15 protein-coding genes and 1 pseudogene are annotated in these 19,780 nt (G+C 60.4%); 10 read left to right on the forward strand and 6 right to left on the reverse strand.

Annotation, left to right across the window (positions count from 1 at the left end):
- The first annotated feature begins 9 nt into the window (after window positions 1-9).
- The 4 genes from amaB to ACX3M4_RS09665 all read left to right on the forward strand — a co-directional run bounded on the left by amaB (window position 10) and on the right by ACX3M4_RS09665 (window position 5,205).
- The gene (gene amaB, locus ACX3M4_RS09650) at window positions 10-1,509 is read left to right on the forward strand and encodes an L-piperidine-6-carboxylate dehydrogenase (RefSeq protein WP_459358368.1); all 1,500 of its coding nucleotides are present in this window, start codon (window positions 10-12) and stop codon (window positions 1,507-1,509) included.
- Between the two features lie 306 nt (window positions 1,510-1,815).
- Complete coding sequence (locus tag ACX3M4_RS09655; protein ID WP_459358369.1) at window positions 1,816-3,045, forward strand: aromatic ring-hydroxylating oxygenase subunit alpha; 1,230 nt, start codon at window positions 1,816-1,818, stop codon at window positions 3,043-3,045.
- A gap of 469 nt (window positions 3,046-3,514) precedes the next feature.
- Window positions 3,515-3,997, forward strand: a complete 483-nt coding sequence (locus ACX3M4_RS09660) for a hypothetical protein (protein ID WP_459358370.1) — start codon at window positions 3,515-3,517, stop codon at window positions 3,995-3,997.
- Entirely contained in the window at window positions 3,994-5,205 is a 1,212-nt protein-coding gene (locus ACX3M4_RS09665; RefSeq protein ID WP_459358371.1) for an HlyD family secretion protein, read from the forward strand. The genes ACX3M4_RS09660 and ACX3M4_RS09665 overlap by 4 nt, the downstream gene beginning before the upstream one ends.
- Before the next feature lie 506 nt (window positions 5,206-5,711).
- Here ACX3M4_RS09665 and ACX3M4_RS09670 read toward each other — a convergent pair.
- The 4 genes and pseudogenes from ACX3M4_RS09670 to ACX3M4_RS09685 form a co-directional block, all read right to left on the reverse strand.
- Window positions 5,712-5,942, reverse strand: coding sequence for a winged helix-turn-helix transcriptional regulator (locus ACX3M4_RS09670; protein WP_459358372.1), 231 nt, complete (start codon window positions 5,940-5,942; stop codon window positions 5,712-5,714).
- Between the two features lie 87 nt (window positions 5,943-6,029).
- Complete coding sequence (locus ACX3M4_RS09675; RefSeq protein WP_459358373.1) at window positions 6,030-6,224, reverse strand: hypothetical protein; 195 nt, start codon at window positions 6,222-6,224, stop codon at window positions 6,030-6,032.
- A 189-nt stretch (window positions 6,225-6,413) separates the two neighbouring features.
- Window positions 6,414-9,512: pseudogene (locus ACX3M4_RS09680) on the reverse strand (efflux RND transporter permease subunit); the annotation flags it as partial.
- Window positions 9,509-10,621, reverse strand: coding sequence for an efflux RND transporter periplasmic adaptor subunit (locus ACX3M4_RS09685; RefSeq protein ID WP_459358374.1), 1,113 nt, complete (start codon window positions 10,619-10,621; stop codon window positions 9,509-9,511). The pseudogene ACX3M4_RS09680 and the gene ACX3M4_RS09685, both read right to left, overlap by 4 nt.
- Before the next feature lie 88 nt (window positions 10,622-10,709).
- Between ACX3M4_RS09685 and ACX3M4_RS09690 the strand changes: the two genes are divergently transcribed.
- The 3 genes from ACX3M4_RS09690 (at window position 10,710) to ACX3M4_RS09700 (ending at window position 13,380) form a co-directional block, all read left to right on the forward strand.
- Window positions 10,710-11,315, forward strand: coding sequence for a TetR/AcrR family transcriptional regulator (locus ACX3M4_RS09690; protein ID WP_459358375.1), 606 nt, complete (start codon window positions 10,710-10,712; stop codon window positions 11,313-11,315).
- Between the two features lie 116 nt (window positions 11,316-11,431).
- Window positions 11,432-11,809: a PaaI family thioesterase gene (locus tag ACX3M4_RS09695; RefSeq protein ID WP_459358376.1), complete on the forward strand. Its 378-nt coding sequence runs from the start codon at window positions 11,432-11,434 to the stop codon at window positions 11,807-11,809.
- A gap of 755 nt (window positions 11,810-12,564) precedes the next feature.
- On the forward strand, window positions 12,565-13,380 hold the full coding sequence (locus tag ACX3M4_RS09700; RefSeq protein WP_459358377.1) for an oxidoreductase: 816 nt from the start codon (window positions 12,565-12,567) through the stop codon (window positions 13,378-13,380).
- Between the two features lie 322 nt (window positions 13,381-13,702).
- On the opposite strand, the gene ACX3M4_RS09705 is transcribed toward ACX3M4_RS09700, so the two are convergent.
- Window positions 13,703-15,127: an aminotransferase gene (locus tag ACX3M4_RS09705; RefSeq protein WP_459358378.1), complete on the reverse strand. Its 1,425-nt coding sequence runs from the start codon at window positions 15,125-15,127 to the stop codon at window positions 13,703-13,705.
- Between the two features lie 263 nt (window positions 15,128-15,390).
- Here ACX3M4_RS09705 and ACX3M4_RS09710 point away from each other — a divergent pair, with 263 nt between their 5' ends.
- Genes ACX3M4_RS09710 through ACX3M4_RS09720 form a run of 3 tightly spaced genes read left to right on the forward strand, consistent with a single transcriptional unit; the run spans window position 15,391 to window position 18,240 of the window.
- The gene (locus tag ACX3M4_RS09710; RefSeq protein WP_459358379.1) at window positions 15,391-16,323 is read left to right on the forward strand and encodes an ABC transporter permease; all 933 of its coding nucleotides are present in this window, start codon (window positions 15,391-15,393) and stop codon (window positions 16,321-16,323) included.
- Window positions 16,320-17,141 carry an ABC transporter permease gene (locus tag ACX3M4_RS09715; RefSeq protein ID WP_459358380.1) on the forward strand — a complete coding sequence of 274 codons (822 nt, stop codon included), beginning with the start codon at window positions 16,320-16,322 and terminating at the stop codon, window positions 17,139-17,141. The genes ACX3M4_RS09710 and ACX3M4_RS09715 overlap by 4 nt, the downstream gene beginning before the upstream one ends.
- A 25-nt stretch (window positions 17,142-17,166) precedes the next feature.
- Complete coding sequence (locus ACX3M4_RS09720; protein ID WP_459359403.1) at window positions 17,167-18,240, forward strand: ABC transporter ATP-binding protein; 1,074 nt, start codon at window positions 17,167-17,169, stop codon at window positions 18,238-18,240.
- Window positions 18,241-18,335: 95 nt separating this feature from the next.
- Here ACX3M4_RS09720 and ACX3M4_RS09725 read toward each other — a convergent pair whose 3' ends face one another.
- Window positions 18,336-19,286: an IS110 family RNA-guided transposase gene (locus ACX3M4_RS09725; protein ID WP_459354410.1), complete on the reverse strand. Its 951-nt coding sequence runs from the start codon at window positions 19,284-19,286 to the stop codon at window positions 18,336-18,338.
- Window positions 19,287-19,780: the final 494 nt, after the last annotated feature.

Genomic DNA, 19,780 nt, shown 5'->3' on the forward strand with positions numbered 1-19,780 from the left:
AGACACACTATGGAACATGCACAGGTCTTGAGTGCACTCGGCTTCAACGCCAATGAGCTGAGCGGCGGCACGCTCGCCGTTCGCTCCCCCATCGACGGCGCGGAAGTGGCAAAGATTGCCGAAACGCCGGTTGCCGGCATGGCAAAGTTGATTGCCGCCTCGCAGGATGCCTTCAAGAAGTGGCGCAGCGTTCCGGCACCGCGCCGCGGCGAACTGGTGCGCCTCTTGGGTGAAGAGCTGCGCGCGGCCAAGGATGCGCTCGGCGCGCTCGTGACGCTGGAAGCCGGCAAGATCACTTCCGAAGGTCTCGGCGAAGTCCAGGAAATGATCGACATCTGCGACTTTGCCGTCGGCCAGTCGCGTCAGCTCTATGGCCTCACCATTGCCTCGGAACGCCCGGGCCACAAGATGTCGGAAACCTGGCACCCGATGGGCCCGTGCGGCGTCATAACCGCCTTCAACTTCCCCGTCGCCGTCTGGTCGTGGAACTCGGCCCTGGCGCTGATCTGCGGCAACCCGGTGATCTGGAAGCCGTCGGAAAAGACGCCGCTGACCGCCCTTGCCTGCCAGAAGATCTTTGCAAAGGCCGTTGCCCGCTTCGGCGAGGATGCACCGGAAGGCCTGATGCAGGTCGTTATCGGCAAGGCCGATATCGGCGAGGCGCTGGTTGCCTCCAGGGACGTGCCGATCCTCTCGGCCACCGGCTCCACCCGCATGGGCTCTATTGTGGGCCCGAAGGTCGCCGCCCGCTGGGGCCGGCCGATCCTGGAGCTCGGCGGCAACAACGCGATGATCGTCGCCCCGTCCGCGGACCTGGAAATGGCCGTCCGCGCCATCGTGTTCTCGGCCGTCGGCACCGCCGGCCAGCGCTGCACCTCGCTGCGCCGCCTGATCGTTCACAAATCGATCAAGCAGGACCTCGTCGCCAAGCTGGTGAAGGCCTATTCCAGCTTGCCGATCGGCGATCCGCGCAAGGACGGCACCCTGATCGGCCCGCTGGTCGACAAGGCCGCGCTCGACATGATGCAGGCCTCGCTCACCAGAGCCAAGGCCGACGGCGGCACAGTTCATGGCGGCGACCTGGTGACGGACGGCGTTCCGGCAGGCGCTTATGTGGCACCTGCCCTCGTCGAAATGCCGGGCCAGACGGAGACCGTGAAGACGGAAACCTTCGCCCCGATCCTCTATGTCATGGAGTATGACACGCTTGAGGAAGCAATCGAGCTGCAGAACGGCGTGCCGCAGGGCCTTTCCTCCTGCATCTTCACGCTGAACGTGCGCGAAGCGGAAACCTTCCTCTCTGCCACCGGCTCCGACTGCGGCATTGCCAACGTCAATATCGGCCCGTCCGGTGCTGAAATCGGCGGAGCCTTTGGCGGCGAAAAGGAAACCGGCGGCGGCCGCGAATCCGGCTCCGACGCCTGGAAGGGCTACATGCGCCGGCAGACATCGACGGTGAACTACTCCGCCGCCCTGCCCCTGGCCCAGGGCGTGAAGTTCGACATCTGATCCGATCGGACATGACATTGAAGCCTTCCGCGTTCAGACGAGCGCGGGAGGCTTTTTGTTTGTGGTGCCCTCTCCTCCGGCGCACCGAAACACACGCTCCGGACCCGAGCAGCCCTCTCCCACCGCTCTTTCACAAGCCCCGGCAAACGCCTTGAATTTGCAGACTGATTCTGCACTTTCCGCCTTCAAAAGCAATTCATATTCCAAGAATCTACAATCTGAATAACCCACAACATATTGCCAATAATATTCTTTTCAGCTTATATTGAATGAACATTCAAACAGTTTACGGGAGAAGAGACAGCCATGAAGTGGAATACGCGCAACGTTGCTCCCCCGGAGAACTGGGACCGGCGCGGCCTGCCGGCATGGAGCTATCACAGCGACGCCTACCTGGAGATGGAGAAGGAACATGTCTTCCGCACCCACTGGCTGATCGCCTGCCACATCTCCGACGTTCCCAACAATGGCGACTATTTCACCTTCGACGCCGTCGGCGAGCGCGCCATCATCGTGCGCGGCAACGATGGCGAGCTGCGCGGCTTCCACAACATCTGCCGCCACCGTGGCAGCCGGGTGGTCGCCGACGAAAAGGGCACCTGCAAGAACGCGCTCATCTGCCCGTTCCACGGCTGGGTCTACAATCTCGACGGCACGCTGCGCGGTGCCGCCCGGCCCAACTCCTTCCCGCCTCTCGACAAGAACGAATTCGGCCTCCTGCCGCTCGATCTCGAGGTCTGGATGGGCTTCGTCTATATCCGCTTCCGCAAGGGATCCCAGCCCTCGGTTGCGGAGATGATGGCGCCCTTCGCGGAAGAGGCAATGCTCTACCGGATGGACGAGCTGCAGCCGACCACCGGCGTCACCACCATGACCTCGGACGTGAACTGGAAATCGGTGCGCGATGTCGACAACGAGGGCTATCACGTGCCGATGGCCCACCCGGCCCTGCAGGATCTTTACGGCGCGGCCTATTATGACGAGCCCTGGCAGGGCGGCACCACACGCTCCTTCGCCACCTTCAACCCGCATGCGGGACGGCTCTGGAGCGTGCGCAATTACGTCAACCTGCAGACGGAAACGCCGCATCTGCCGGAACACCTGCAGAAGGCCTGGGGCTATTACGGCCTTTTCCCGTCAAACGTCATCATCTTCATGCCGGAGGCGATCCAGTTCTACAACGAAGTACCGCTTTCGACCGGCCAGACGCTCTTGCGCGGCGGCAGCTACAAATATCCCTGGGAGACCCGCCAGCAGCGGGCAACGCGCTACCTCATCGACCGCATCGACCGGGCAACGATCGAGGAAGACGTCCAGCTGACCATCTGGTCCAACGAGGCGATGAAATCCAAATCCTTCGCCGGCTTCTACCTGTCGGACCTGGAATACGGCGTCAAGACCTACCACGACCACCTGCGACAGGTCCTGCCGATCCTCACCCTCGAAGAGGAACCGGATGAGGCAAGGATGGCCGAGATCAACGCCGAAATGCTGGCGGAGAATGCCCAAAAGGCCGGCCGCCAGGCCGCCGAATAAGTTGCAATTGACGCAATCCGTGGCTGTTCCCTCCCCATAGGACCGGCCGCGGCAAGCCCGCAGCCCTCGTGGTTGCGGGCATTTTTTTTGTCCGGACAGGGGCCGGGCGGGAACTGGCGGGTTTCGTCGCGTTGAGAGCGATAGCTGGCAATACCTCCACCAATCACGGACAGAAGCTTGCATGGTGTGCCAGGCCTGGTTCAAGTCCGCGTGTGTTTTTCGGCCTCACTCGAGGCTCGGGTGATCCGCGTGTCTTGAACCAATTGACCTTCGGCAATCCCGGTGCGTTTCAAACAGCGTTTTGATTTTTTGGGCAGGGTCCCCGCCAAGGAAGGTGCGGGTCCTGTTGAAAGCGGGTTAAAACGTGTCCCCTGCCAGAACCGCAATTTTTTGTTTCAATCGGTAATTCCTACAGTCATATTACGCGCGGTGACGTCCGGTCATCGCGCATCCGGCAAGGGGAGTATTCATGAGCACGACGTCGACGACGGCCCAGACGCTGGACCCGCCTCCGGATTCCTGGGTCGCGCCCGGCGCCAGCGACGGCTTTGCCACGGCGGGGCTGATTACGCTGATGCTGCTTTTGTTGCTGGTGATCTACCTCTATGCCGTTTTCGATCGCTATGCGGAGCACAAGGGATCGAGGACGCCGATCCGCACCACGATCCCGACCATGCTGCTGATCGGTCTCGCCTATGACCTGGTGCCGCCCTTGCGGGACGTGAGCCTTTTGTTGCCGTTGGCCCTGATTTTTGCCGCCTTTGCCTATGACGTGGTTCTTTGGATGAAGCCGGAACCGGCCGTGGAGGAGCAGTTGCCGGAAGAGGAAACAGCAGCCGTTGAGAATGCGCCGCCTGTCAATCAGACGATCGCTGCCAAAGAGCAACCCATAGCAGAGCCGGCGGTTGCGAATTTGCAGGCACCGGCCGAGGAAAAAGGAGCCAGCGCATGATTGAGCTCCTCATCACCTGCTTTCCGCTGTTGCTGCGCATCGCCTATCTGCGCTGGCGGGGCCGCCCCGTGACGCTCTACAACGTCCACCGGGCGCTGTTCGTCTGGATTGTGCTGTTCGTCGCGCTGATCTTCACGGTCGAATATTATCATCCGGACACCCCGAATGCGCTGATCCCCTACCGTGTCGTGCCGATCGTGACCGAACGGGGCGGCACGGTTGCCGAGGTACCGGTCAAGGCCGGCGAGACGGTCAAGGTCGGCGATCTCCTCTTCACGGTCGACGACAGCAGCGAAAAGGCGGCGGTTGCGACCGCTGAGACCGCGGTCGGCGAGGTCAACAGCCAGATCGATGTTGTCAAGGCGCAGATCAAGGCAGCCGCGGCCGACCTCGCCCGGACGAAAGCTGTTCTCGACACCGCCAACCTGATCCTGTCGGAGCAGCAGGACCTCAAGGACAAGAACTCGCCCGCCTACACGCTGAACAGGTACGAGAACGCAAAGGCCGCGCAGGAGCAGGCAGCAGCCAATGTGAACGCCGCCGACTCCAAGATGGAGGCGCTGCAAGTGCAGCTCGATCAGGTTCTGCCTGCCGAGCTGAAGGCTGCTGAAGCAGCCCTCGATCAGGCCAAGGTCAATCTCGACAAGACCAGGGTCCATTCGGCGGTCAATGGCCGGATCGAGCAGCTTTCCTTGAATGTCGGTGCCCGCGCCGCACAGTTCTCGGTCAATCCGGCGATGGTCATCGTGCCGGACCGCGACGACAGCGATCCGATCGAAATCGTCGCCGGCTTCAGCCAAACCAACAGCGCGGTTCTGCATGTCGGCATGCCGGCGGAGGTTGCCTGCGAGAACAACATCAACAGCGGCATGGCGAACACGGTGCTGGCGGCGCGTATTGTCCGCATCCAGGACGTTATCGCAACCGGTCAGGTCGGACCGACCGGCGTCCTGATGCAGCCGTCGGACCGGCGCGGCCCCGGCGATCTGGTCGTGCATGTCCGGCTCGAATATCCGGAACAGAACGCTCTGCTGGTCGATGGTGCTAGGTGCCTGGTCCAGGCCTACACCACCCACATTTCCGGCTCTCTCCAGGGCACCTTCTTGGGTGGCATCATCCAGGCCTGGGCGCTGGAAAAGGCACTGATCATGCGGATGAAGGTCTGGGTCATGCTGTTCGCTGGAACGGGCCTGATCGGCGGGGACTGAGTTGGCAGCAAAAAAGGCCGTGACGCGATGATCGATGTCATCCGCAAGGATGACGCAAATTGAACTTGCCTGCGAGCAACGGGCAACGCGATATCGCATCGACCGGGCAACGGTCGAGGAAGACGTTTAGCTGACCATCTGGTCCAACGATGCGATGAAATCCAAATCCTTCGCCGGCTTCTACCTGTCGAGCAAGCAATGCGGACCAGCAAGCCGCCGAATAGGCATGCCGCAGACCCTGACGGCCGGTTCCACCCCATCGGACTGGTCAACGGAGGCCCGCAAGCCTCGTCGTTGCGGGCTTTTTTGTATCTGCAACAGGGCCAGGGGCGGACTGTCACGTTCCACCTGAAAAGTTATAGAAGCGGACGTTCACGAAGAGCAAGTTCGCGGTGGGTTTCGGCCCTTACCGGTCATTCACCTGCTGATAGCGTGATGCGACGCAGCCCGCCAAAGCCGTCATTTGCCGAAGCAGAAGTGAGCGACGGCAATGCGCCGCCATTTCGTCATGTCCAATCATTCGTCTTGGACCTGAAAGCGGACACTGCCACGGAGCTAGACATGCTACAGCCCATTCGGCGATCGTAATTGACGACTCCTGCGCGCGAGAGCAGAGTCAGTCGACTGGTCAGAACACTGGCCGTAATGCCGGGTAGACCCGCGCGGATCATCTGGAAACGTCTCGGTGCGAACATCGACTCGCATACGCCCTCATGTGCCCATCGGTCTCCGATCATACTGAGCGCATGGATCGCCCGACCCCCTTCATTTTAATTGACGCCGGTTTCTTTCACCGGTTCAATCATTTCAATTTTTTGCAGTTCTCATGCTGCCGAGTTGGTATTTGAGGCAGCGCCAACTGCGCCCTGCTCAGGCAGGAGTTTCCGCACTTCGATCAGATCTCGCTCCAACCTTGCCACCCGGTTCTCCAGTTCAAGAAGATAGTCGCCAATCGGATCATCCAGTCCGGCGATGGCCTCTTCCCAAAGACGTAGTTCTGCTAGCAACCGCCGTAACATTTCGCACCTCGTTTGCTGTTTGTCGCAGACGCCTGCTTACAGTCCCACGACCAAGTCTCCTGCCTGCGAGTGGGAGCAAGATAGTCGCTAAGCTTCAGCGCCCTTCGGTTAGCTCTACACATGTTCAATCAATTCCGGACGATGAGAAGTTGCGCCGACCTCTTCGCGAGTGGAGCTGGAGGTGGACTCAATCGCGGTCCGCACGTCCAGTTGCAGCGTGTGGCCCTTGCGGACACCTTCACCGGTCGGCTTAATCCGGAACCACGCAGTATAAAGTGCCGGCAGGAAGAGCAGGATCAGAACTGTGCCGACAGCCGTACCGCCGATCAGCGTGTAGGCCATCGATCCCCAGAAGACTGAGTGTGTCAGGGGAATGAAGGCCAGCACGGCAGCAAGTGCGGTCAGGATTACCGGCCTCGCGCGCTGCACTGTGGCTTCGATGACAGCGTGGTATTCGTCAAGTCCGGCCGTCTGGTTCTCCTTGATTTGCTCCGTCAGGATCAGCGTGTTGCGCATCAGGATTCCGGCCAGTCCAATCAGGCCCAGGATGGCATTGAATCCGAATGGCTGATTGAAAATGAGCAGGGCCGGCACGACGCCGACAAGACCGAGTGGCGCGGTCAGCATGACCATGGCCATCATCGAGAAGGAACGGACCTGCAGCATAATGACGATCAGCGTGACCGCGATCATCACCGGGAAAACTTTCCCTAGCGCGGCATTCGCCTTTTCGGCTTCCCCGATCGATCCACCCAGATCGATGCTGTAGCCCGCGGGAAGCGACGCGATCAACGGCTGCAGAGCCACCATGATCTCCTTGGAAACCTCGGGAGGCTGGGTCGCCTCGTTGATGTCCGAGCGGATGGTGATGACCGGCGTGCGATCACGACGTTTCAGGATAGGTTCTTCCATGCGGATTTCCGCATGGCCGATCTGGTCGAGCGGGATTGAACGGCCGTCCCGGCTCATCAGGGAAAAATCCGCCAGTCGTGCCGGATCCAGCCTCTCGTTGCCGGCACTGCGTGCCACGATGGGGACGTTGCGGATGTCCTCGCGGACTTGCGTTACGGGTATGCCCGTCAGGAGGAATTGGAGTTGCTGACCGACCTCCACCGGTGAGAGGCCGATGAGGTACAGCCGATCCTGATCCGGTACGAAACGAAGCACCGGCGTACGGTTGCCCCAGTCGCGATTGGCCTGGCGCACGTCAGGAACGCCCCTCATGATTTCGAGGGCCTGTTCGGAAATACCATAGAGTCTCTCGGGGTCAGGTCCCGTCACCCTGAATTCGACCGGAAAGGGCGTGTATGGCCCGAACACGAGCTGGGTGATGCGCACGTAGGCCTCAGACGCAAGACCTTGGGACACTGCTGTCCTAAGACGGTGTTTCAATTCCTCGCGCGCGTCCGCGCTTGGTGTCAGCACAACAATCTTTGCGAAGGCCGGATCGGGCAACTCCGGCGCCATTGCGAAGAAGAAGCGGGGTGCGCCCTGGCCGATATAGCTGGTGACGATCTCCGCCTCGGACTGGTTCTCCAGCCAGTGCTCAAGCTTTTCAACTGTTGCTGTTGTCGTCTCGATACTTGTCCCTTCCGGCAGACGTACCTCCACCAGAACTTCGGGCCGATCGGATGTCGGAAAGAACTGCTGTTTGACCCCGCCCATGCCGATGATCGAGATCGCAAAAACGACACCGACCGCCCCGCAGGTCAAGAATTTGTGGCGAACTGCAAAGCTGATGAGCCGCCGCAGACGCCGATAGTTGGGCGTGTCGTAAATCGCGAGATGGCCGCCTTCAACTGGTTTGATATCGGGCAGCATCTTGACGCCCAGATAGGGCGTGAACACCACAGCGACGACCCAGGAAACGATCAGGGCAAATCCCACGACCCAGAAGATGTTTCCGGCATATTCGCCAGCAGTCGAGCGAGCGAAGCCGACCGGCAGGAATCCTGCGATCGTCACCAATGTACCCGAGAGCATCGGTGCCGCGGTGTGGCTCCATGCATAGGCCGCCGCCTTGATGCGGTCCATGCCTTCTTCCATCTTCACAACCATCACTTCGATCGCGATAATGGCGTCGTCGACGAGAAGTCCCAGCGCCAGTATGAGCGCGCCGAGCGTGATACGGTCAAAGAACCGGCCGGTTTCCAGCATGATGAGGAACACGACGGCGAGCGTCAGGGGAACGGCGGCCGCCACGACAATGCCGACGCGCCAGCCCATGCTGATCAGGGCGATCAGAAGCACCACGCCGAGCGCCATCGCGAATTTCATCATGAACTCGTCAACAGCCGACGAGATGTTGACAGCCTGATCGCTTACTTTTTCGAGCGTAATCCCAAGAGGCAGCGTCTGTGCGATTGCCGCAGTCTTTTCCTCAAGAGCCTCGCCGAGAGCTAGACCGTTCCAACCTTCCTGCATCACTACCGAGAGCAGGATCGTCGGCTCTCCCTGATGCCGGATAAGATAAGTTGGAGGGTCCTCGTAACCGCGCCGCACCTCTGCGATGTCGGAGAGCTTCAGCGTTCGCCCCCGGGCAACGATCGGAGTATCGGCGATCGTCTGGATGCTGTCATAGGCTCCGTCGACACGAATGAAGACTTGTGGCCCACGGGTGTCGATGGAGCCTGCCGGCATGACGGTATTCTGCCGCTGCAAGGCGGTAATTATGTCCTGGGCCGACACGCCGAGTGTTGCCAGTTTGGTGTAGGAGAACTCAACGAATATCTGTTCCGGACGTTCGCCAACGATATTGATTTTCTTGACGCCGGATACGTGCAGTAGGTCCTGACGGATCGTCTCGGCCTGCCTGACCAGATCACGCATCGGCATGCCCTTGGCCTTGAGCGCGTAAAGGGCGAAGCTCACGTCCGAATATTCGTCGTTGACGAAGGGTCCGAAAACGCCGGACGGCAGATTGCGGGCTTCATCGCCGAGTTTCTTTCGTGCCTGGTAGAATTCCCCCTCGACCGCCGACGGAGGCGTACTGTCTTTCAGCGTGACCGTCATAAAGGCGTAACCCGGCCGCGTGGTCGTCTCCACACGATCGTACCAGGTCAGTTCCTGAAGCCGCTTCTCCAGCGGTTCGGCGACAAGATCCTGCATCTCGCGTGCCGTCGCACCCGGCCAAACTGTGGTGACCGTCAAGGTCTTGATCGTGAAGTTGGGGTCCTCCGCCCGGCCGAGATTGACAAAAGCGTAGGCGCCTGCCGCCACCAACAGAAGGATCGAGAACAGTGTGACGGCCCGTTCGCGAACGGCGATTGCGGAAAGGTTCAGGTTCATCGTTTGCCGCCGCTTTCCGGCGCGGTTCTGACCTGGGTACCATCCCGCAAGAGATGCACCCCGAGAGCAACCACCTGTTCACCTGTATCCAACCCGGAGACTACGGCAGATTCGTTCGTCAGGCGCACAAGTTTGACGGACCGGAAATCCACGGTCGAATTGGCGCCGTCGAGAATCCAGACACCGGTCTTCTGGCCGTTATCAAGAACCGCTCCGATCGGCACCTCCACTTCCGGCTGGCTTGGCTCGTTCACCAGCCGAATGGTGACCGTTGCACCGAAGGGGGCTGCTGCTGCGTCACCGTCAAGCACATACCGGGCTTCGTAGGTGCGCGTCTGGGTGTCAGCCGCATCGGATAACTGCCGCAGATGCGCCTGAAAACGGCGTCCGCTGCTTCCATAGAGGCTGGCGTCGGCCACCGAACCGATCTTCGGCCGGATCGTTTCCGGCAGCGCCACGACGGCCTCACGGGCGCCTGCCTCGGCAATGCGGAACACGGTCTGTCCGGCCGCGACAACCTGTCCCGGTTCGCCGAGCGTTTCGAGAACTGTGCCATCGGCGTTCGCAACCAAAACCGCATAGTTTACTTCGTTTTCGGCCACACGTGCTTCTGCTCGCGCCGCTGAGAGTTTTGCCTGAGCCACATCGATTGCGGCCTTTGCCTGCTCATAGCGTTGATGGGGAACCCAGCCGTTCTTGACCAGACGGGCGTATCGTTTTTCATCCGCCTCCAGTTGGACGACCGATGCGCGCGCCGCGGCAACCGCATTGCGTTTTGCCGTCAGGGCGAGGCGAAGATCAGTTTCGTCAATCCGCATCAACGGCTGACCGGCTTTGACCTGTTCTCCGGTATTGACCAGCCGTTCGACGATCTTTCCGGGAACGCGAAAACCGAGATTGCTCTCGACTTTAGCACCTATTGTCCCGGTGAAGCTACGTTCCGATCCGGCCACAGGTGCCGCCGTTGCCAGTCTTACGATCGGCGGCTCCTGTCTCGGGTCGACGATTGCAGAGGCTTCCTGCGCGGGAAAGCCGAGTGTGAAGAATGCAGCAGCCCCTGATATCGCGATCAGGACGCCTCCCAGCACAATAACAGGTTTCTTACTCATGCTCGTTGCCTCACATCATTTTAGATTGCACTCGAACTCTATATAGGCTATATAGCTTACGAATGCAATCTAAAAAAGGATGTTTGCGATGCGTGTGAGTCGGGAAAAGGCTGCGGAAAACCGCGAAACCGTGATCAATGTGGCAAGCCGCCTTTTCAGGGAGCACGGTTTTGACGGCATCGGCCTCAAAGACCTTATGAAGGGGGCGGGACTGACCCAAGGGGCGTTTTACAAACAGTTCGCGTCAAAAGAGGATCTGGCCGTGCTGGCCTCCAGGCGCGCATTTGAGAGTGCTTCACATCGTTGGTCCGACGCGATCGAAGCGCACCCTGAGAACCCGCTCGGTGCGGTGCTCTCCTTCTATCTGAGCATGGATCATCGTGAGGAAAAGATGGACGGCTGCCCGATCGTCGGGCTCGGATCCGATGCCGCCAGGCAGAGCAGCGATGTGAAGTCTTCGTTCGAAGACGGTGTCAAGGCGCATCTCAAAGTTCTCGGCCAGCTGGTCGGCGAGCCCGGCGTTGAGGAAACCGACAGCAAAGCCATGTCCGTTCTCTCAACGATGATAGGAGCGCAGGTTCTCGCGCGCGTCGTCAACGACAAACAACTGTCGAGGCAGATCCTGCATGCGGCCGCGCAAAGCGTGTTGGCGCAGGCGTCTGCCGATAACGACAAACCTGGTTCAATTCAATGAAAACGAATTCTCCAATAGACGTTCATAGCGCTCCTGCGCCTAGATCCGAACTGGCGGGGTGCAGCGGATTTGAGCTCGTTGCGATGTTGGCGGAGGGAAGGTTTCCCCGTCCGCCGATGGCGGAAACGCTGCCTTTTACGCTGCTACCTCCGGAAGAAGGCAAGGTTGAACTCCTGGCTACCCCAGAGCCGCGATTTGGCAATCTGACGAATTTCGTCCATGGCGGCTGGATCATGACGTTGCTTGATACCGCCATGGCACTGGCCGCCCAGACCACGCTTTCGCCCGGTGAGACCTGTCCGTCACACGAAACCTCCGCCAAGTTCGTACGCCCGGTTTTCGCCAATTCCGGAGAGATGCGCATTATTGGCCGCGTCGTCTCGCGCAGCCGGACCGTCATTACGCTGGAGGGCAGAGTTGAAGATGCCCAAGGCAAGCTTCATGCGCATGGCACCTCAACGTGTCTGATCGTTTGCGCACGGCCTCCACGTTGACATCACGATTACATGCGTTGCGGTTTCAGAATGCCAGCTGGCTAGCGAAATGTAGCTCCTTCCCGCCGGCTCCACGGCGCGCTTGCTACCACTGGCCCACTAACCGCCGCTTAGAGAACGGGCTCCTGCTGCCGCACCTTTTCCTCAGACGAGGAACGAGTTTGCAGCGGATTGTTGTGAGCGTCATCGGAAAAGTTCCACGGGCAGAACCCGACTTGCGATCAAGGTGTACGGCATTATGGGACTTGAGGATCATCCTAAGGTACGGCGGCTCTGCGAAGCTGGCGTCGAAGACGTGATCGCCCCCTGTCTGAAAGACAAGACGTCACGCCGGCGCGAAATCCTGTGGCTGCTTCAGGAGTGGCCGGAACTGATGCCGAAGACGTGGTGCGGCGCAAATGAAAGAACAAGGTCGTCAAATCCGTTGGCAACGGCACTGTGGTGACGTGGAGTTGGACGTAGAACTTGTCTGAACCAGAAAGTTTCCATGCTTCCAAGGCTCTCCACACCTCAACGCGGGAGCCCGGAAGGGTTCCGGGCCAATGGGGATGGAATATGCGTTCTCCAATGGCTTCGGAGTCGGCGGCGTGCACTTCCGGCGTTGGGCCGACAGCGGACTACAACGGTGACCGCGGTGCAGCGCGATTGAACACGATCGCTGATCTTTTGCGTCTTCCAGCTTCATCAAACCCAGGGGCTATCTGCTGAACGGCGCAATTCGAGACCAAGACATTACAAAGAAGGACATGAACCAAATGAAGAAATCCAATCTCGGTACCGCCCTGGTGACCGGTGCATCCTCTGGAATCGGATTCGCAACTGCCAAAGTCTTGCAGAATGCGGGCTATCGTGTGTTTGGAACCAGTCGCCGCGCCGGAGCTGCAGTGCCCGCCGGTGTGACCTTGCTGACCTGCGACGTGACCGATGACACCTCCGTCGCGAACGTCGTTGAAAAAGTGCTGTCCGCTACCGGAAGCATCGATTTGCTCGTCAACAATGCCGGCGTTGGCCTGTTCGGTGGTGCGGAGGAGTCGTCCGTGGCCCAGGCCAAGGCGCTTTTCGATGTTAACGTGTTCGGCGTTCTACGCATGACCAACGCGGTACTGCCGGACATGCGTAGCCAGCGAAAAGGCAGGATCATCAACCTGAGCTCGGCGCATGGGTTTATTCCAGCGCCCTTTTTTGCGCTCTATGCCGGGACCAAACATGCCATAGAAGGCTACTCCCAATCGCTTGATCATGAAGTTCGCACGCTCGGAATTCGCGTCGCTCTGGTCGAACCCGCCTATACCCGCACGTCTTTCGACGAAAATCTCATCCAGCCGGACCAAATGCGCGACAGCTACAACGCTGCACGCGCGAGCATGACGGCGGTCGTCGGCGAGGAGATAAAAAAAGGCGCTACGCCGGAGATCGTTGCCGCAACCATCTTGAAGGCAGCTACAGATCCAGATCCGAAGTTGCGCTACCCGGCAGGAAAGTTGGCAAGCCGTGTCAGCGTGCTACGCCGCTTTGTCCCTGCCGCTGCGTTCGACAAGAGCCTGCGAAAGATGCTCCGGCTCCCGGTCTAACCTGACCACCGCGGCACGCCAGAAGACCTACATGAGCCCCATCGCCATAACTTAAGAGTACGACGAGAGATCTACTCATGACAGAAGTGTCCCACACGAAGACACCGACGGCCCAGGCGTCCGCGCACCCTCCCGCGATGCGGGTTCGTTCCCCTGCCTCCTTTCGGTTATTCGCTTGGGCCGCCGCGAACGCCCGCTTCCCACCCTCAATTGACCTTCTCACGTCGTGCAACGAACGACAGTTTTGCAGATCGGGCAAAGATCCAGCGAATGACCGGGATGGGAACGCGAAGCAAACGCCCCTGCCCCGCAACCTTCCCCCTCACCCGTCCCACAGCCCTTCCCGCCGCAGGTCGTCCATGGTCCGGGTGATCCCTTCCCGCAGGATCCCGACCATCTCGTCGATCTGCGCCCGGGTGATCGTCAGTGGGGGCGACATGACGCACATGTTGATGAGGGGGCGGACAAGGAGGCCGAGGTCCTGGCAGTGGGCGTCGATGCGCTGGCCGACTTCGGTGTCGAGGCGCAGCGGGTTGTGGTTGTCGTGGTCGGCGACGCATTCCACACACGCCATCAGGCCGATGCCACGGACTTCGCCGACCAGCGGCAGCTCTTCCAGCGTCTTCAGTCTTTCCAGGAAATAGGGTGCGATGTCGCGGACATGGTCCAGGAGGCCATCCTCCAGAAGATCGAGGTTCTTCATGGCAACCGCACAGCCAATCGGATGGCTGGAATATGTCAGTCCGTGCGCATACATGGCGTCCGGGTGGTTGGACTTGCGCAGCTCCTCAAAGAGGCGCGAGGAGACCATCATGCCGCCGAGCGGGAAATAGCCGGAGGTGACGCCTTTCGCAAACGTGATGATGTCCGGCTGGGCACCGAAGACGTCCCTGGTGGCAAACACATGGCCGAGGCGGCCAAAGGCAGTGACGACCTCGTCGGAAATATAGAGGATGTCGTGCTTGCGGCAGAGTTCGGCAATGCGCGGCAGGTAGCCGTCCGGCGGGATGATGACACCGCCGGACGCCATCACCGGTTCGCCGACAAAGGCGCCGATCTTGTCGGCCCCGTGCTTTTCGACCGTCGTCTCGAATTCGGCGACCAGCCAGTCGGCAAAGCCCTCGCGGCTGACGCCCTGCGGCCGGCGGTAGGGATTGGGACAGGTGAGCTTGACCACCAGATCGTCCGCCCCGTCCATCCAGTCGCGGTCGCGCGGGCGGCCGTTGAGGGAGGCGGAGAGATAGGTCGAGCCGTGATAGGCGCCGCCGCGGCTGAGGATCAGCTTCTTTTCCGGCCGGCCGCGCACGTTGTTGTAGAACTGCATGAAGCGCAGCGCGCTTTCCACCGCCGACGAACCGCCGGTGGTGAAGAAGACATGGGAGAGATCGCCCGGCGCCAGCTTGCCGAGACGCTCGGCAAGTTCGGCGGACGGCGCGCTCATCGTGTACCAGGGCGAATTGTAGGAGAGCGCCATGGCCTGGTCGTAAAGCACGTCGGCGAGTTCCTGGCAGCGGTGGCCGACATTGACGCACCACATGCCGGCGGGCCCGTCGATCAGGCGGTTGCCGTGCTCGTCCTGCACGTAGACGCCTTCGCCGGAACGGATCAGGCCTCGCGATTCGTCGCCGATCTGTCCGGCAACGGGCCAGGGCTGGACAAGGTGGCGGGCGGCCAGTTCGCTCAGGCGGCGATGATCCTCGCCAAGAGCCGTTTTGCCGGTGCTGTCGAGGCCCCTTACTGCCGCCATGTCACTACCCTTTCATTTTTATTCGGACAAGTTTTCTGAGTTAAGATTATGTTATTTAGTTATTATTCGTATTTTTTTGAATGTTCGTTCAATCAATATCGCAAAGTTTTTGCTTGAATTCAATCCCTTCTTCGGCTCCCATCAGAAAGGCGCAACTGCCCGCCAGCGGCAGAGGGCCGATTTGGGGAACGAAAAATGCATGCCGGTAGAACTGAAATCTTGAGAGGCCATCAGATGGCCTTCGACTGGACGGGAGGCTTCCGATGACACTCCGTCTGGACGACAGTCCGATGCCGTTGACGGGCGCGCGGCGCGCATCCCGGCCGGCGAGGTGGAAGGCCCTTGATCCGGAAGAGATCAGGGGGATCAGGCTGCTCAGTCCGACCTTCCTCTACACCCTGGCCTTTCTGGTCGGCCCGATCCTGGTGGTGGTCGCCTACAGTTTCTGGACGCAGACGTATCTGACCTTCGACCACACCTTCACGCTGGAAAACTACCGTGTCGCACTTACAGAGCCGATCTACCGGGACCTCCTCCTCAGATCGCTCTTCATCTCCCTCACGGTCAGCTTCGTCACCGTGCTCTTCGCCTATCCGATCGCCTACTACATTTCCTTCCATGGCGGATCGCGCAAGGGCCTGCTTCTCTTCCTCATCACCATACCGTTCTGGACGGGCTATCTCCTCAGGGTCATGGCCTGGAAGGTGATCCTCGGCTACAAGGGCGTGCTCAATACCGCGCTCATCGGCATCGGCTTTGTCGACAAGCCCGTGGAAAGCCTGCTCTTTTCCAGCACGGCGGTGATCATCACCCTGATCCATGCCTGGGCGGTCTTCGCGATCCTGCCGATTTATGTCTCGCTGGAAAAACTCGACCGCTCGCTGCTGGAGGCCGCGACGGATCTCGGCGACGGGCCGGTGCGGCGCTTCCTGCGGGTCACGCTGCCGCTGTCGATGCCGGGTGTCATCGGTGCCCTGCTCATCGTCATGATCCCGACTGTCGGCGACTTCGTGACGCCGAAGCTCGTCGGCGGCACGGAAGGCCAGATGATCGCCAATGCCATCCAGATCCAGTTCGGCAAGGCGTCCAACTGGCCGCTCGGCTCGGCCCTGACGATAACCACCATGATGATCGTGACCTTGATGGCAGGCGCCAGTGTGCTGATCCTGCGCAGCGCTGTGAGGTGGATGCGATGAAACTGCTCAAAGCCGCCACCCGCAGCTGGCTCCCGATCTATGCGGGCCTCTACCTGGTGTTCCTGTATCTGCCCGTGCTGCTGCTGCCGATCTTTTCGGTCAACGCTTCGGCCGTGCCGGTCTTCCCGCTGAAGGGCCTCACCTTCGACTGGTACCGCAGCCTCGTCGGCAACGACGCGCTCATCAACTCGCTGTGGAACAGCCTCGTCGTCGGGGTCTCGGCGTCGCTGCTTGCCACCGTGCTCGGCATTTGTGCGGCACGGGCGGTCACACGCTACAGGTTCCGGGGACGCCGGCCCATGACCGCGGTCATCATGGCGCCGCTGTTCCTGCCGGAAATCATCATCGCCATTTCTCTCCTGATGGTGGCAATGCAGTTCGGGCTCGGCCTGTCGCTGATCCTGGTGATCTTCGGCCATGTGCTGATCTGCCTGCCCTATTCGGCGACCGTCCTCATCTCCGGCTTCGAAGGCTTCGATCCTGCTTACGAGGAAGCCTCCGCCGATCTCGGCGAGACCGCATTCGGCACGCTCCGCCGGGTGACCCTGCCGATCCTGATGCCGGCGATCATCTCCAGCCTGCTGGTGTCCTTCACCATCTCGCTGGACGAGTTCATCATCGCGTTCTTCCTCTCCGGCTCGGAGCCGACCCTGCCGATCTACATCTGGGGCCAGCTGCGCTTTCCGGCGAAACTGCCGGGCGTTCTCGCCCTCGGCACGCTCATGCTGATCGCATCCCTCTTGCTTCTGACACTTGCCGAGATGCTGCGCCGCCGCGCCGCCCGGCGCACGCAAATCGAAGGAGGTTTCCTTGCTTGATACCGTTTCCACGGCAGCCAAGCCGATGATCGAGATTTCCGGCCTGAAGAAGTCCTTCGGCGATTTCGAGGCGCTGAAATCCATTTCGCTGAATGTGCGCGAGGGCGAGTTCTTTTCGCTGCTCGGCCCGTCCGGCTGCGGCAAGACCACGCTCTTGAGGCTGCTTGCCGGCTTCGGCGAACAGACCGCCGGCACCATTGCCATCGACGGCCAGGACATGACCGGCCGGCCCGCCAACCGGCGGCCGACCAACATGGTCTTCCAGAGCTACGCCATCTTCCCGCACATGAATGTGGAGGAAAATGTCGGCTACGGCCTGAAACGGCTGAAGCTGGAGAAATCGGAAGAGCAGCGCCGCGTGCGCGAAGCGCTCGACCGGGTGGAACTCGGTGCACTCGGCAAACGCCGCGCCAACGAGCTTTCCGGCGGCCAGCGCCAGCGTGTCGCGCTGGCTCGCGCCCTCGTCATGCGCCCGAAAGTTCTGCTGCTCGATGAGCCGCTGTCCGCCCTCGACAAGAAACTGCGCGAGCAGATGCAGGTGGAACTCCGCCACCTGCAGAAGGCGGTCGGCATCACCTTCATCCTGGTCACCCACGACCAGTACGAGGCCCTTGCGCTCTCGGACCGGGTGGCGATCATGTTCAACGGCGAGGTCGCCCAGGTCGGCACGCCCAAGGACATCTACCAGAACCCGGTCAGCCGCAAGGTCGCCGATTTCCTGGGCGGCATGAATTTCGTCAGTGCGGAACTGGCTGAGGAAAACGGCGTGTCGCTGACGCTGGACGCTGCCGGCTTCGGCCGCGTGCGTGCGCCCAAGCCGAACGGCTTCCGCCCACTGGGCAAGACGCTGACGCTCGGTATCCGGCCGGAACGGCTTCGGGTCCTTTGGGACAACGATCAGGCCGAACACCAGATCGCCGGCAAGGTCGTCGACCGGCACTATTTCGGCGACACAACCCAGCTTGTGGTCGACGTGCCCGGCTTCCAGGCCCCCTTGGCTGTGACGGAAACCAACGATTTCGGCGCCGACGACATCCCCGTCGGCTCCCCCATCCGGCTGGCGTATGACCCGGACGCGCTGGTGGCGATGAACGAGTAACCAGCCCGGCGCGCGCGTTGCGGACAAATAGGAAGCCCCGAAGCTTGTGCTTTGGGGTTTTCCGTTTCCGAAACACTCTTCCCTCTCCATCGTCATCAACTCATTGCGTGCATTTCATCTCTGATTCTCGCATTTAGGATGACGATGATCTTTCTCATGAGAGCGGAAATGGCGACGATAGGCTTCTTTCCGTTTTCGATAAGTCTCTGATAGAAAGCACTTAATGGCCCTTTTGCTCTCGATCCTGCCAAGGCGGCCATAAAGACGCTTTTTCGGACTTCGGGTCGCCCCCCACGCATTTTGCGGTAGCCTTTAAGCGTCCCGCTGTCTCTGGGGTGCGGCGCCAGTCCCGCGAGAGACGCGGCTTGCTTGCGGGTCAGGCTGCCTAGTTCCGGCATCGTTGCCAGCAAGGCAATGGCTGTGCGTTCCCCCACGCCAGGCAAGGAACAGCAGATCTGCTTGCGGCGTGTCAGGGTTTGTGAGGAGGCGATCAGCTTCTCGATCTCCTCGTCGATCCGGTCGATTTGCCGCTGCACACAGGCAATGACGGTCTTGAAGGATCTCGCAAGCATTTTGTTCTCACCAGGGGCCTTCAGGCGGTTGGTCTCCGCAATCTTGAAGGCCATAAGGCTGTCCCGGCGAGCGACCAGTGCGGCCAGTTCACTCAAGGCCTTGTCTTTGAGCTGGAAAAGGGGGAGCCGTTTCCAGCGTTCTTCGCCATATTGCGCAAGAGCCATGGCATCGATGGCATCGGTTTTTGCCAGCCGGCCGAACGATTTGATGAATGCCTGGACCTTCAGGGTGTCAGCCCGGTGGCAGGCAACGCCCTGGGCCATCAGCTCACTGATCAAGGGTGCCTCATGTCCGCCGGTGGGCTCGCACACAACCAGTGTGCCCGGATCAAAAGAGGCGACCAGTTTGGCGATGGCTTCAGGCTCATTGCTGACGGTCTCCAGCGCCTGGCGGGTCTGATCAAAGACAACCAAAGTGTCTTTGGAAACATCAATGCCGACCACATTGGACGGAGCACTTTCAAGAACGGTCATGTCGGTGGTACCTTGTTCGTGCTTCGGATTGTTTGCGGGCGTGTTCACAGCGGCCCATCCAACTCTCCAAGCGGGAAAAGGAAGCGACAGGGAACCTTGATGACAACGGGTGAAAACCCTATCCCGGCTCGGTCGACTGTCACTGGTCTCCCGGAATGCAGTCCGGGAGACCAACCCCACAATAACACCACTACAAACAAACAATCCCGGCCAAGCGGAGCGCGAGCCGGGACCGGGGAGGCAATAACCCCACGATCTTCACGAAATTTTTCTTCGAGATTCCGAGGCTCCCCGGTCCCGGATCTTCGCTGCGCTGCGTCCGGGATGACGATGGAGAGGCGAGCGGCTTGATGAATAAGAAACCGGCAGATCAAACCGCAGCGTCACCCCGGACAAGCGCAAGCGCAGATCCGGGGCCTACTCGCAGATCAACTTGTCGAAGCCGGCGACCTTTGTCGAAGGACGACCCTTCAGCCTCTTCTCTGGAAGTGAGT

The organism is Roseibium sp. M-1 (assembly GCF_054515675.1).

Bases quoted from the DNA above. Each gene is read 5' to 3' on its own strand.
- amaB (WP_459358368.1), top strand. From the start codon at position 10: ATGGAACATGCACAGGTCTTGAGTGCACTCGGCTTCAACGCCAATGAG.
- ACX3M4_RS09655 (WP_459358369.1), top strand. From the start codon at position 1,816: ATGAAGTGGAATACGCGCAACGTTGCTCCCCCGGAGAACTGGGACCGG.
- ACX3M4_RS09660 (WP_459358370.1), top strand. From the start codon at position 3,515: ATGAGCACGACGTCGACGACGGCCCAGACGCTGGACCCGCCTCCGGAT.
- ACX3M4_RS09665 (WP_459358371.1), top strand. From the start codon at position 3,994: ATGATTGAGCTCCTCATCACCTGCTTTCCGCTGTTGCTGCGCATCGCC.
- ACX3M4_RS09670 (WP_459358372.1), bottom strand. From the start codon at position 5,942: ATGATCGGAGACCGATGGGCACATGAGGGCGTATGCGAGTCGATGTTC.
- ACX3M4_RS09675 (WP_459358373.1), bottom strand. From the start codon at position 6,224: ATGTTACGGCGGTTGCTAGCAGAACTACGTCTTTGGGAAGAGGCCATC.
- ACX3M4_RS09685 (WP_459358374.1), bottom strand. From the start codon at position 10,621: ATGAGTAAGAAACCTGTTATTGTGCTGGGAGGCGTCCTGATCGCGATA.
- ACX3M4_RS09690 (WP_459358375.1), top strand. From the start codon at position 10,710: ATGCGTGTGAGTCGGGAAAAGGCTGCGGAAAACCGCGAAACCGTGATC.
- ACX3M4_RS09695 (WP_459358376.1), top strand. From the start codon at position 11,432: ATGGCGGAAACGCTGCCTTTTACGCTGCTACCTCCGGAAGAAGGCAAG.
- ACX3M4_RS09700 (WP_459358377.1), top strand. From the start codon at position 12,565: ATGAAGAAATCCAATCTCGGTACCGCCCTGGTGACCGGTGCATCCTCT.
- ACX3M4_RS09705 (WP_459358378.1), bottom strand. From the start codon at position 15,127: ATGGCGGCAGTAAGGGGCCTCGACAGCACCGGCAAAACGGCTCTTGGC.
- ACX3M4_RS09710 (WP_459358379.1), top strand. From the start codon at position 15,391: ATGACACTCCGTCTGGACGACAGTCCGATGCCGTTGACGGGCGCGCGG.
- ACX3M4_RS09715 (WP_459358380.1), top strand. From the start codon at position 16,320: ATGAAACTGCTCAAAGCCGCCACCCGCAGCTGGCTCCCGATCTATGCG.
- ACX3M4_RS09720 (WP_459359403.1), top strand. From the start codon at position 17,167: ATGATCGAGATTTCCGGCCTGAAGAAGTCCTTCGGCGATTTCGAGGCG.
- ACX3M4_RS09725 (WP_459354410.1), bottom strand. From the start codon at position 19,286: ATGACCGTTCTTGAAAGTGCTCCGTCCAATGTGGTCGGCATTGATGTT.